The organism is Microbulbifer weihaiensis (assembly GCF_048323715.1).
Taxonomy (GTDB): Bacteria; Pseudomonadota; Gammaproteobacteria; order Pseudomonadales; family Cellvibrionaceae; genus Microbulbifer.
Window position 1 is genome coordinate 690,280 of the sequence record NZ_JBLWFL010000001.1, and the last position, 12,573, is coordinate 702,852.

Here is a 12,573-nt window from a genome sequence, read left to right on the forward strand (position 1 = left end):
TATGAGTTGAGCCTGCGGCCGGCTGTGCGCCGGCCGTGACAGCGTCAGAGCCTGGGAGCGCCGTCGCTGTTGCGGGCAATCTGGGAATTGCCCTTGTCCCCGCGGCAAAGCTCCGGGTATTGCTGCCGAAGATCCTCAAACGCGGGAAGAGTGCAGATTTTGGCAAAGCGCGGAGTGCAATACCAGACCGGCGAGCTACCTTGCTCCAGTGTTTTGCGAATATGGGCTTTGGCCGAGAGCAGATCGCCGGTGCTGATATAGACCTGGGCGCGGGCATAGTTGACGTAAAGGTCGTCTGGCGCGTCGCGGCGGATCATCATCAGGTTCTCCACCGCTTTTTCCGCTTGGCCCAGGTCGGCGTAGGCGCGTGCCCGCATCAGCACGCCTTCCCAGTCGGTTCGCTCAGCGGTTATGTCCAGGGCGCGCCGGGCAAGCGCATCGGCTTCTTCCGGGCGCTCCAGCGCGCGGGCAATTTCAGCCTGGTAGAGCAATGGTGATGCGTCTTTTGGCGCCATTTGCGAGACACGCTCCAGGCACTCGAAGGACTCGGGGTACTGTTTCTCAACAAAATGCGCGAGGCACAGGTTGTAGGTATCCATGGGGCCCAGGTTATCCAGGCCAATATTCGTCAGCAGGCGGATGGCCTCTTGCGCCTTGCCGTTGTCGATCATATTGGCGGCCAGCAGGGATATGGCATCGAGGGATTCGCTGTTTAGCGCGATGGCCTGCTCGAGGACGGCATTGGCGCCAGCAATATCGCCGGTAAGGGTGAGGGTGAGGGCCTTCTGGTAGAGGTAGTTGTAGCTGGTGCGCAGTGCCAGGGCTTTTTCGATTTCTGTCAGCGCCTTGGTGTAGTCGCCACGCAAGTCGTGGTAGTTGGCATTCAGGTAGTAGTAGCTGGCTTCGTCCGGCAGCGTGAGCTTCAGACGTGCGAGCAGGGCTTCCGCCTCGCCCGGTTCGTTGCGCAGCAGTGCCAGGCGCAACCGGGTGTTCAGCACCTCTGGTGCTTCAGCAATTTGTGGGGGCACATTTTGCAGGATGCGCTCCAGCCGTGCCGGGCCTTCGGCGCTGCGGCTGTTATCCTCGAGGTCGACCACCATGTCGGTATACAGGTCGTACAGTGGCGTGAACGCCGGGGCTTCCTGTTGCAGCTTTTCTGCCTTGTCGAGCAGGTCGGCTAAATTGCGGTAGTCGTGGCGCTGCTCATATAGCTCGAGATACTGCTGGTAGCCTTCTGCGCTGATCGCCAGCTCTTCCGCGGCGCCCTGTGATGGGTAATCCGGCAGCAGGTAGTCCAGTTGCTGCAGTGTGCGCGCGCGGCTGCCGAGTAATTCATTGATGGAGAGGCGGGTGCTGCGGCTGGCAATGACGGCAAGCTTGTCCGCTTCCACCAGCTCCAGGGTAAGCTCGCAGCTATGACTCGCGCAGTGCAGATCGGGTACAAGCAGCAGGTCGGCATTGAGCGACCTTGCCTGCTGTGCCAGCGGTTGGCCACTGAACCTCTGGGATTCGGTATAGGGAATCAGGTAAAGCCCCTCGCGTCCGGACAGGCCCTGCTTGAGTGCACCCTGTACATTGCTGGCCAGCAACTGTTGTTCGCGGTCTTTTTCCGTGGGGGACAGGATGGTAACGGCAATGTACTGGTGTTGTTTTGCCAGAGGCGTGCCTTCCCAGAGCATAATGCCAGCGGCCAGCGCGGATCCGAGTCCGAGAACGCCGGCAGCCAACCCGATTTTGCGCCGCAGCTTTTCGCCAATACCGGGGCGTCGCTGGAAAAATTCCTCAGTGGTCACCGTGGCGGTAAGGCTGTGTGTGCGCGTGAAGCTGCTGGTGTGCCCCAGCTTCAGGACGGCGTCGAGCTCTTCCGCCACCACGGTCGCATTGATCGGCCTGTGCTCGGGCTTTTTGGCCAGTAAGCGATCCAGCAGGTTGCAAAGTGCGGGCGGAAGATCCGGGCAAAGTCTGGCCGCCGGCAGCTGCTGGCTGTTGACGATGCGATCGACGATGACATACGGACTTTTGTTATCGCCAAACGGGTTCTGGCCGCAAAGCAGGCGGTAGGCCAGAACGCCCAGCGCGAACAGGTCGCTGCGGTGATCCAGGGGTTTGCCCTGTGCCTGCTCCGGTGACATGGCGCCCCAGCTGCCGGCAATATGCTGCTCACGGGTGAGGTCACTTTCCTCCAGGCTGCTTTTTGCGATGCCGAAGTCGGTGATTTTTACCGTATTGCTGCTGTCTACAAGGATGTTTTCCCCTTTCAGGTCGCGGTGGATAATACCGGCCGCATGCGCGCGGCCAAGTCCGGCGCAGACCTGTTTCAGCAGTTGAATTTTTTGCGTGAGGTCGGGGGTGCGTTCGCGCTGCCAGCGCTCCAGTGAGCAGCCGTCGATGTGCTCCATGACCAGCGCGATATCGCGTTTGCTCTCCACCACATCATAAATCTGGACGATATTGCTGTGGTTCAGCTGCGCGAGCAGCAGTGCCTCCCGGCGAATGCGCTGGTGTGCGTTACGGCTGTTGGGGTTACTCAGCAGTTGCTTGATCGCTACCTTGCGCTGCAGTCGCTCGTCGGTGGCAAGATAAACCACTCCCATACCGCCGGAGCCGAGTTTGCCGGTGACGAGGTAACGACCAATATAAAACGGTGGCTCTTTGTGGGTCATGTCCGTAACTGCTTAAACTGACTGCTGACCAGTGTCGCCTTGTGGAGATTGCAGGTTTTCATTGTCGGTGTCGACGGCTGAACTTCCAATCCTGTCACAATACCGTAACGGCGTCCGTGCTGCTTTCGACAATTTCTTTCTGCGAACCTTTGAATATATCCAGCTGACTGCAGCCGAGCCGCATTTCATAGGCGCGACGTTCCACCAGACGGGACGTGTCGATGGCGTCTGGCAATCCGTCGGCGATCTGCTTGCGCGCACGGAAAATCTGCGTGTTCAGGTGATTTACTGTGATGCCCAGTTCGCGCGTGGCGAGATCGATAGCCACCCAGCCCTGGTCTGCCGGGTTGACGCCGCGCTGGATGTCCTTCGCGCGGGCGCGAGCCAGGTAAAGCAATAAATAATTGTGTGTGCGCGCAGCGAGGTCGAGGGTCATGTCGCCCTGGATCAGTTGCAACTGAATGTGCTCTTCGTGGTGGCTCACTGTGAAGCGCAGCCGGAAATCGGAAACACAGAGGTTCTGGGTGGAAAGTTCCGTGGTGGTGCTTTGGCTGTTGCCCAGAAACAATTCCCAGCTGTTGTGCGCGCAATCTACGCGGCCTTTATGGGTTACGACACGGGCTGTCTCACCGTTTTCGGAGCCATCCAGCAATTCGTAAACCCAAACGCCATTAATTGGGTTGAAGTGCAGGCTGGCAAGGGGCTCGTGCTCGTCAGGGAGCAGGTGGTAAGACTCCAGGGGCTGTGCTTCACCGGTATTGATATCGATCAGCAGGTTTTCCGGCGGATCCAGGCTTTCCACTTTCCACACAGGGTTGTTCGAGCGGCCGAAACTGATCTTGTCACCCAGGTGCAGTTGCTGGTTTTTTGCAGGAATAAGTTGCTGGCCGTTTACCCATGTGCCGTTGCGGCTCAGGTCGCGAATGACCCAGTGGCTTCCGGTCCATTGAATGGCTGCGTGAATGCCGGAAATTTCCGGCAGGGTTATGCGTGTATCGGTCGCGCCCTGGCGGCGACCGATCGTGTGGTGCGCCATCAGGAAGACAGGTTGATCCCTGTCTGGATGCTGCAAGCAAGCCATGTTAGATCCCTTCCCCTAAATAAAGCCGTGACATCTCTCATCACAGGGTCGTGCCAAAACAGGGCGTACGCATGGCTTAAATCGTGGTACAGCCTTGTACCCTTGCGCTAAACAAAACTGAGGGCCCCGGGGTGATTTATGTCTCTGCCTGCTTGGCAGCTAACTCACTTTCTTTAATAGGGGACGTGCTCACTTCGTAATGACGCCGCCGTCTTGGTATGTAAGTGCCAACTTAATGGGCGGCACTTGCTTTTAAATTATCGGCACATTTATACCCAACTGTTGCATGAATGCAATCTCTGGATGCGAATTGCTGGCAATTGGCGCCGGGTATGACCTGAAAGGGCTAACGGATTGGGATTCTGGGTTTGATCAGTCGCTGTCTTGGTCGTTGTCCTGATCCGGGAGTTCGCGGCTGTCTTTGCGATCGAGGTCGCCGACGTCGAGCACTGGTGATGCATCGATATGTTCGGCATCCATCATCAGCGCCACACGCTGCAGTGACGAAATGATCATGCTCTGCTCCCATTCCCGCAAGTCGCGAAACTGACGTACGAAATGTTCCTGCAGTGGTGTTGGTGCATCGCGAATTATTTCTGCGCCCTTGTCCGTCAGGTAGGCATGTACTTTGCGCTTGTCTTCCGAAGATCGCTCCCGGTAAACGAGTCCGCGCTTTTCCAGTCGGTCGAGGATTGTGGTGACGGTCGCCTGGCTCAGGCTGATCTCTTTTGCGAGCGCGCCGATGGTGACCTGGCCGTGTTCGCGGATGGCCTGCAGCAATAGGAGCTGTGGTGCGGTAAGACCGGCCGTTTTGACCAGCTGCTTGGAGTGCAGGTCGGTGGCGCGAATCAGGCGGCGCAGGGTAATCAGTACTTCTTCAATCTTGTCCATCAGCAGCAGGCTCTCAAGTTCGCGGCGGGTCATTTGTCTCGGCCCGACTTTATGCGCTGCGTCGCTTTTGTCAATTCCGCTTGTCGACCTGCCGGCTCGGGCACTCGCTTCGCGCCTGCTCTGGGGGTTGCTGCGGGCGTGCGCTTGCGTGGTGGGTTGTTCGTGCGCGGCTCTCGAGACGCTGGAAGCCCCGGCTGGCGGGCCTTCTGGCGTGGCGGCGCCTCCCTCGTTTACGCGTGAACTGGTCGAGTTCTGATCAAATTGCATGAGGCTTGGTCTTGCGCCCTCGATAATGTTTAGAGTACTATGCTTTCAAATATTTAGAGCAGTAAATATTTTTTTAGAGAAAAGGTCAACTTTTCAGCAGAATCGAACGTTTCAAAGGGGTTGCCTGAGACTCTCCGTGAGGTTTCTGCTGGTAGACCTAGAGATAACATTTCGATGACTAAAGGTATTGTTTTGAGCGCCACAAGCGAAGCTATAGAAGAAGGTTCTACCGACGACAAGGTCATCCCGGCGCAGGCAGCTGATGAAGTTGTACTGCGCCGCCCAGTCAGCGAAGACGGTGCCAGCGTGCATCAGCTGATTGGTTCCTGCCCGCCCCTGGACGAAAACTCCCTCTACTGCAATTTGCTGCAGGCCAGTCATTTCTCCGCTACCAGTGTCGCCGCCGAGCTAAATGGCGAGCTGGTTGGATTTATCTCCGGTTACATCATCCCTGAGCGCCCGAACACGCTGTTTATCTGGCAGGTGGCGGTGGCCGAACAAGGCCGTGGTATGGGGCTCGCCGGACGCATGCTGCGTGAAATCCTCGCGCGTGAGGTGTGTCGCGAAGTCGCCTACCTGGAGACCACCATTACGCCAGACAACGATGCATCCTGGGCGTTGTTCCGCAGCCTGGCGCGCAAGCTGGAGGCTGATTGTAAAGATTCAGTGATGTTCGATCGCGAACGCCACTTCAAAGGGCGCCACGACAGCGAAATGCTGCTGCGCATTGGGCCGTTTGTTTCCGGCCCCGTTACGTAGGCGTTAAAGGTTCGGCAAATACTGCAGCCTGCCGCTGCACTGCTTTGTCAGAACCCAACCCAATTCCCCTTTTTTAAGTTTTGCTTCAACCAAATAAACAAAGGTTGCCAACATGAAAGTGTTTGATGAGATTGAATCCGAAGTGATGAGCTATGCCCGTGCTTTTCCGCGGGTATTTAACAAGGCCCAGGGCGAATACCTCTACGACGAAGAGGGTAACCAGTACCTGGATTTTCTCGCGGGCGCCGGCACCCTGAACTACGGTCACAACAACCCGATCTTCAAGAAAGCCTTGCTCGAATACATTGAGCAGGATGGCATCACCCACGGCCTGGATCTGCACACCAAGGCCAAGCGTGAGTTCCTGGAATCTTTTTACGAGCACATCCTGAAGCCGCGCGACATGACCTACGTCATGCAGTTCACCGGCCCTACTGGCACCAACGCGGTCGAAGCGGCACTGAAGATTGCGCGCAAGTACAAAGGCCGTGAGAACGTGATTTCTTTCACCAACGGCTTCCATGGCTGCAGCCTCGGTGCGCTGTCTGCTACCGGTAATTCCCACCACCGCGGCGCCGCCGGCGTGAGCATGAGCAGTGTTGCGCGCATGCCGTACGACGGTTACCTCGGCGACGAAATGGACACTACCCAGTACCTGGACAAGGTGCTGTCTGACTCCTCCAGCGGTATCGATCATCCCGCGGCGGTGCTGGTCGAAACCGTGCAGGGAGAAGGTGGTATCAATGCCGCAAGCACCGAGTGGCTGCGCAACCTGCAAGACGTGTGTAAGAAGCACGATGTACTGATGATCGTCGACGATATTCAGGCTGGTTGTGGCCGTACCGGCAGCTACTTCAGCTTTGAGGAAGCGGGTATCGATCCGGATATCGTCACCCTGTCCAAGTCCCTGAGTGGTTACGGCCTGCCGTTTGCGGTTGTGCTGATGAAGCCGGAGCTGGATCAGTGGAAGCCGGGCGAGCACAACGGCACTTTCCGCGGTAACAACCTGGCATTCGTTACCGCCAAGGCGGCGATCGACCACTACTGGAGCGATGACAAGTTCGCCAAGGAAGTAAAACGCAAGGGCGATTACATCGAGCAGCGCCTGCAGAAAATTGTCGACAAGTACGGTGATGGCAACATGACCACCCGCGGCCGCGGTATGTTCCGAGGTCTCAACTGCGTGAGTGGTGAGCTGGCGGATCGTATTACCACCGAAGCATTCCGCAATGGCCTGGTAATCGAAACCAGTGGTGCCGACGATCACGTCGTGAAAACCTTGTGTCCGCTGACCATCACTGACGAAAACCTCACCAAGGCGCTGGACATTGTTGAAGCGGCTGTGGCCAAGGTATTGAAAGGTGAGGAAGTGCCGGAAGAGCACGATTTCTTTGCGGACGATACTGCGCAGGAAAGCACCCTCGCCGGCGCAGCCTGATCTGCAACCTTTGATTTGATAGGCGGCCTGTAATCAGGCCGCATTTTTTCAAGACCTTAATTGAAATACTGAGTATAGAAAGAGCTAGTAATGATCGTAAGAAAACTGCAAGAAGCCGAAAAAACCGACCGCCGCATTGTTTCCGAGGGCTGGGAGAGCACTCGCCTGCTGCTGAAGAACGACAATATGGGCTTCTCTTTCCATATCACCACCATCTACGAAGGTGCCGATCTGCACCTGCACTACCAGAACCACCTCGAATCTGTGTACTGCATCTCCGGTGAGGGATCCGTCATGGCGGAAGCCGATGGTGTGGTTCACGAGATTACTCCGGGAACCATCTACATCCTGGATAAGAACGACAAGCACGTACTCAAGGCCAAGACTGAAATGAAAATGGCCTGTGTTTTCAATCCGCCATTGCACGGCAAAGAAGTGCATAACGCTGAAGGCGCTTACGAGCTGGATGCGGAAGCGGTACAGGACGAAAAATAAGCCGGCCAATAACATCATTCCGATGCATAACAAGGCAGCAGAGTTCTGGGGTACCAGCCGGGCATATTTCGCTGGTACCTCGCACTTGCAACTCGAAAACGGTCAACGCAAGGATCCCATGAAAGCACATACGGTAGAGAAGATCGGCGGTACGTCCATGAGCGATTACCGCGCAGTACGTGACAACATCATTCTGAAAAACGGCAGAGCGAAAACGGAAGGGTTGTACCAGCGTGTTTTCGTGGTATCTGCATACGGTGGCATTACCGACATGCTGCTGGAACACAAAAAATCCGGCCGTCCCGGCGTATTCGCCCTGTTTGCCGGTGCTGACGACGAACGCGAGTGGTCTGATGCGGTGGCAGGCCTGCGCCAGCGCATGGAAGAGATCAACGCAGAGCTGTTTACTGACCAGGTGATGCTGGCCAAGGCAAACCGCTTTATCGGCGAGCGCCTGGATGACGCAGCCAATTGCCTGGGCGACCTCGAGCGGGTGTGTCAGCACGGACATTTTGCGCTGGAAGGCCACCTGGATGTAGTGAGCGAAATGCTCGCCAGCCTGGGTGAAGCGCACAGTGCGTGGAATACCGTGCAGCTGTTGAAGCAGGAAGGTATCAATGCGCGCTTTATCGACCTCACCGGTTGGCGCGACGGCGAACATATGTCGCTTGATGCACGTATCGAGCGCGCCTTTGCGGATGTGGATTTTGCCACCGAGCTGCCTATCGCTACCGGATATGCGCACACGGCGGATGGCCTGATGAAGACATTCGCGCGTGGTTACAGTGAGATGACATTCAGTCGCATCGCCGTGATCACTGGCGCCAGCGAAGCGATTATCCACAAAGAGTATCATCTCAGCAGTGCCGATCCGCGCCTTGTGGGCGAGGAGCAGGCGGTACCCATCGGCCGCACCAACTACGACGTGGCGGATCAGCTTGCCAACCTGGGGATGGAAGCCATTCATCCGCGTGCGGCAAAAGGACTGCGCCAGCAGGAAATTCCACTGCGGGTGATGAATACCTTTGAGCCGGAGCATCGCGGCACGCTGGTGACTGGCGACTATGTCAGCGAAACCCCCCAAGTGGAAATCATCGCGGGGCGGAAAAACATCTATGCTGTTGAATGTTTCGACCAGGACATGATGGGCAGCATGACCAGTTACGACCGGGCGATCAATGAAATCATTGCACGCTTCAAGGGCAGTGTGGTGACCAAAGACACCAACGCCAACACGATTACCCACTACCTCGGCAACAACCTGAAAACCGTCAAGCGGATAAAAAGCGCCATCAATGAGCTGTTTCCCGACTGCGATATTCAGGTGCGTAAGGTGGCGGTGGTTTCAGCCATTGGCAGCGACATGAAAATCAGTGGCATGCTGTCGCGTGCGGTCAGTGCACTGGCCAATTCCGGCATCAGTATTCTCGCTGTTCACCAGTCCATGCGCCAGGTCGACATGCAGTTCGTTGTCGATGAGAGCAATTACGAAGATGCGGTCAAGAGCCTGCATGCAGCGCTGGTTGAGGTGCATGAGCACGGCGAAGCGATATGCGCAGCCTGATGTCTCGTATGTGGTGCCTACTGCCGTCAGCATTGCTGGCGGCAGTGTTGCTTGTAGGGGGCGTGTTTGTGTTCCCGGGCAATCTGGCCGTCGCCCAGGGGCAGGAGAGTGTGGCGCCGCCCGTGGTTACCGCGGAAGAAAAAGAGGATAACCAGCAGAAAGTTCAGGAGCTGGAGAAAGCTGCGGAAGCGGTGGATAAGCTGGATAAGGCGCTTTATTCACCATTCATTGAGCGCTATGTGCTGGATGAACTTAAGCAGTTGCGCGTCGATATGGCTGCGCAGAAGGTGTCCCTGACTGAAAACATCGTTGACCGCCAGTTAAGCGCGGCGGACAAGGCGATAACCTACGCCACTGATACCATCACCTATTTCTTTTACTTGATTGCCGGATTCAGTTCCCTGCTGGTGATCATGGGGTGGACATCTATCCGTGACGTAAAAGAAAAAGTACATACGCTCGCCAACCAGGAAATCTCCAAACTGGTGGAGCAATACGAAGCTCGCCTGCGCAGTATTGAAGAACAGTTGTCGGAAAAAACCCGGCATATTGAAAGCAACCGCGGTGAAATTGAGCTGACCCAGGAGATCCATTCACTGTGGCTGCGTGCCGGTCGTGAGCAGACTCCAACTGGCAAGATCGCTATTTACGATCAGATTCTGAAATTGCGTAAGGATGATGGCGAAGCACTGACCTACAAGGCGGATGCTGTGCTCGAACTGGACGAGCCGCAGTGGGCTATCAACCTGTGTCTGCAGGCCCTGCAGATCGACAGCCAGAACGGCAATGCCTATTACCAGCTGGCCTGCGCACACGCCTATCTTGAGCAGTGGGAAGAGGCGGTGGATTACCTGTCGAAAGCGCTGGATATTTCCTCAGCCTACCGTGACGAGGCGCTGGAAGATCCCGCGTTCAATGAGCTGTACGACAAGCCTGCGTTCGCAGAACTGATGGGGCTTGGCCGAGCCCTGGATGGGGATAAGGATACCGACGATCACTGACCCCCATTGCCTCGACGCTCCAGCGACGATTGCAATTTCACACAGCAATAAAAATAACAAGCAAGAAAAACAGAATATTCAATACTCGGGGAGGGTTGCATGCTCATCAGTTTCCTTTTTTTTCTCAGCCTGTTTGCGGCGGTGGGCATCAGCTCCTATCGCAAAAGTCGCGGAACCAAAAAAGACTATTACCTCGCGAGCCAGGATATCTCGCCGATGCTCGTGGGGTTGTCAGCGGTCGCGACCAATAACAGCGGGTATATGTTTATCGGGGTCATCGGCTACACCTACGTTACCGGGCTGGCTTCGATCTGGCTGATGATCGGCTGGATATTGGGGGACTTCCTTGGCTCCCTGTGGATGCACAAGTCGCTGCGCGAGGCGGCGAAGAAAACCGGTGAATCCAGCTACGCAGGTGTGCTGGCGTGCTGGAGTGGTACGCGCTTTGGCGCCTGGCAGAAGCTGGCAGGGGTGCTGTCGCTCATGTTCCTGCTGGCATACGCCAGCGCGCAGCTGGTTGCGGGCAGCAAGGCGCTCTATGTGGTGCTGGACTTGCCAATCTGGAGCGGTGCGGTCATCGGTGGCGTGATTGTTGCCGCATACTGCCTTGCTGGCGGCATTCGTGCGTCAATCTGGACCGATGCCGCCCAGTCTCTGGTGATGGTGGTGGCGATGGCGCTGCTGCTGATTGTTGCGGTGCAGTCGGTTGGTGGTCTCGATGCCGCGTGGCAGCAAATGGGGCAGGTGGAAGGCTTCCTGAACTGGTATCCGCAGGATCTGTTATTGCCGGGGCTTGCTGGTGGTGTGCTGTTTGCGCTGAGCTGGCTGTTTGCGGGCATTTCTGTTGTCGGCCAGCCCCATGTCATGGTGCGCTTTATGGCGCTGAACGATTCCGGGCGTATGCTGCAGGCGCGCTGCTGGTATTACCTGTGGTTCACGATTTTCTATTTTATGGCGACAGGGGTGGGCATGCTCTCGCGCATTCTGTTGTCCGATTCCGGCAGCTTTGATGCGGAGCTGGCCTTGCCGATGATGGCGATGGAGCTGCTGTCGCCTGTGTTTGTCGGTCTGATCCTCGCCGGTATTTTTGCCGCAACCATGTCGACCGCCGATTCCCTGGTGCTGAGCTGCTCGGCAGCGCTGACCCACGACCTGTTGCCCCAGCGCACGGAAAATACCCGTCTATTGAAACTCGCTACGCTGGGTATCACTACGGCGGCGGTGGCTTGGGCGCTGTTGAACAAGCAGAGCGTATTTAGCCTGGTGGTAATGTCCTGGTCTGCGCTGGCATCTGCCTTTGCACCTCTGCTGATGGTTCTGGCTGCCGGTGGCCGTCCTTCACAGAGACTGGCGATTACCATGAGTGTGTTGGGCCTCACGACTGCGCTCGTTTGGCGTTGGCTGGAGTGGCACAGCCATATCTATGAAGGTATGCCGGGGATTCTAATGGGACTCGCTGTGTTTGCTGTCGGTCGGCTTCTGGTTCGGGAGCCTGTGGCTAAAGCTGTTAATGCCTGAAGGTTATGGGATTCGGTTTATTTGAGCCCTGTGGCGGCAGATCGGTGGGTATTCGTTTTTGATCAAATTGCCGGGAGCAATTTGAGACGACGAAGTCGCCCGAAGGGCTGGGGGCAGGGATGTATTCACAGCGATCCTGAAAAGGAATACCCGGTGCTTTGCCGCCACAAGAAGAATAATGAGTTCATGCCCCCACCGCGCTACCACGAAACCCAAAAACAAGAAACCCGGCACTGAGGCCGGGTTTCTTGTCCATCCAGTGCGACGGAAATCAAACGATTACTGGCGGATACCTTCTACATCCAGAATCATTTCCACGGTCTGGGAAGCCGGGCCCAGGTCGTAGTCAATGCCGAAATCCTTCAGTTTGAATTCGGTGGTGCCGGTGAAGCCCTGACGGTAGCCGCCCCAGGGATCCTTGCCGCCGCCGATTTCGGTTACGTCGATGCTGATCGGCTTGGTAACACCGTGCAGGGTCAGGTCGCCGGTAAGGACGGCTTTGCCATCACCTTTCGGCTCGAAGCCGGTGCTCTTGAAAGTAGCGGTCGGGTACTTGGCTACGTCCAGGAAGTCCTTGCCGCGCAGGTGCTTGTCGCGCTCGGCGTGGTTGCTGTTCAGGCTGGTGGTGTCCACGGTCACGCTCACGGAAGATGCTTCCGGCTTGCTTTCATCGTAGACAAAGTTGCCGTCGAACTTGTCGAAACGGCCGTACAGCCAGCTGTAACCCAGGTGCTTGATACGGAACTGGATAAAGGCGTGGGCGCCCTTGGTGTCGAACTGATATTCAGCGGCCTGTGCTGCGGCACCCAGCAGGGAGGCGAACAGGAGTACTGCGAGTTTTTTCATTGTGCATTCCTTTATTTACGTGTGAACGGTTAGTGGTAGAACCAGGGTTT

Annotated in this window: 10 protein-coding genes; 6 read left to right on the plus strand and 4 right to left on the minus strand. The window is 56.6% G+C overall.

The features are described 5' to 3' along the window. Positions 1-44: 44 nt before the first annotated feature. The 3 genes from ACNKU7_RS02920 to ACNKU7_RS02930 all read right to left on the minus strand — a co-directional run bounded on the left by ACNKU7_RS02920 (position 45) and on the right by ACNKU7_RS02930 (position 4,635). Positions 45-2,663, minus strand: a complete 2,619-nt coding sequence (locus ACNKU7_RS02920; protein ID WP_418295461.1) for a protein kinase domain-containing protein — start codon at positions 2,661-2,663, stop codon at positions 45-47. A gap of 94 nt (positions 2,664-2,757) precedes the next feature. Beyond that, a complete protein-coding gene (locus ACNKU7_RS02925) occupies positions 2,758-3,744 on the minus strand; it encodes an FHA domain-containing protein (protein ID WP_418295462.1) in 987 nt (328 codons plus the stop codon). 372 nt (positions 3,745-4,116) lie between these two features. After that, positions 4,117-4,635, minus strand: coding sequence for a MarR family winged helix-turn-helix transcriptional regulator (locus ACNKU7_RS02930; protein ID WP_418295639.1), 519 nt, complete (start codon positions 4,633-4,635; stop codon positions 4,117-4,119). A 459-nt stretch (positions 4,636-5,094) separates the two neighbouring features. Here ACNKU7_RS02930 and ectA point away from each other — a divergent pair, with 459 nt between their 5' ends. The 6 genes from ectA (at position 5,095) to ACNKU7_RS02960 (ending at position 11,677) form a co-directional block, all read left to right on the plus strand. Then, positions 5,095-5,661, plus strand: coding sequence for a diaminobutyrate acetyltransferase (gene ectA, locus ACNKU7_RS02935; protein WP_418295463.1), 567 nt, complete (start codon positions 5,095-5,097; stop codon positions 5,659-5,661). Between the two features lie 112 nt (positions 5,662-5,773). Then, positions 5,774-7,099, plus strand: a complete 1,326-nt coding sequence (gene ectB / locus ACNKU7_RS02940) for a diaminobutyrate--2-oxoglutarate transaminase (RefSeq protein WP_418295464.1) — start codon at positions 5,774-5,776, stop codon at positions 7,097-7,099. Positions 7,100-7,189: 90 nt separating this feature from the next. Continuing rightward, on the plus strand, positions 7,190-7,594 hold the full coding sequence (locus ACNKU7_RS02945; RefSeq protein WP_418295465.1) for an ectoine synthase: 405 nt from the start codon (positions 7,190-7,192) through the stop codon (positions 7,592-7,594). A 118-nt stretch (positions 7,595-7,712) separates the two neighbouring features. After that, positions 7,713-9,158 (plus strand): aspartate kinase, encoded by a 1,446-nt coding sequence (locus tag ACNKU7_RS02950; protein WP_418295466.1) that lies wholly within the window; start codon positions 7,713-7,715, stop codon positions 9,156-9,158. Then, entirely contained in the window at positions 9,146-10,159 is a 1,014-nt protein-coding gene (locus ACNKU7_RS02955; RefSeq protein ID WP_418295467.1) for a tetratricopeptide repeat protein, read from the plus strand. The genes ACNKU7_RS02950 and ACNKU7_RS02955 overlap by 13 nt, the downstream gene beginning before the upstream one ends. 99 nt (positions 10,160-10,258) lie before the next feature. Beyond that, a complete protein-coding gene (locus ACNKU7_RS02960) occupies positions 10,259-11,677 on the plus strand; it encodes a sodium/proline symporter (protein WP_418295468.1) in 1,419 nt (472 codons plus the stop codon). A 279-nt stretch (positions 11,678-11,956) separates the two neighbouring features. Here ACNKU7_RS02960 and ACNKU7_RS02965 read toward each other — a convergent pair whose 3' ends face one another. Further along, positions 11,957-12,523, minus strand: coding sequence for a YceI family protein (locus ACNKU7_RS02965; protein WP_418295469.1), 567 nt, complete (start codon positions 12,521-12,523; stop codon positions 11,957-11,959). Positions 12,524-12,573 lie beyond the last annotated feature (50 nt).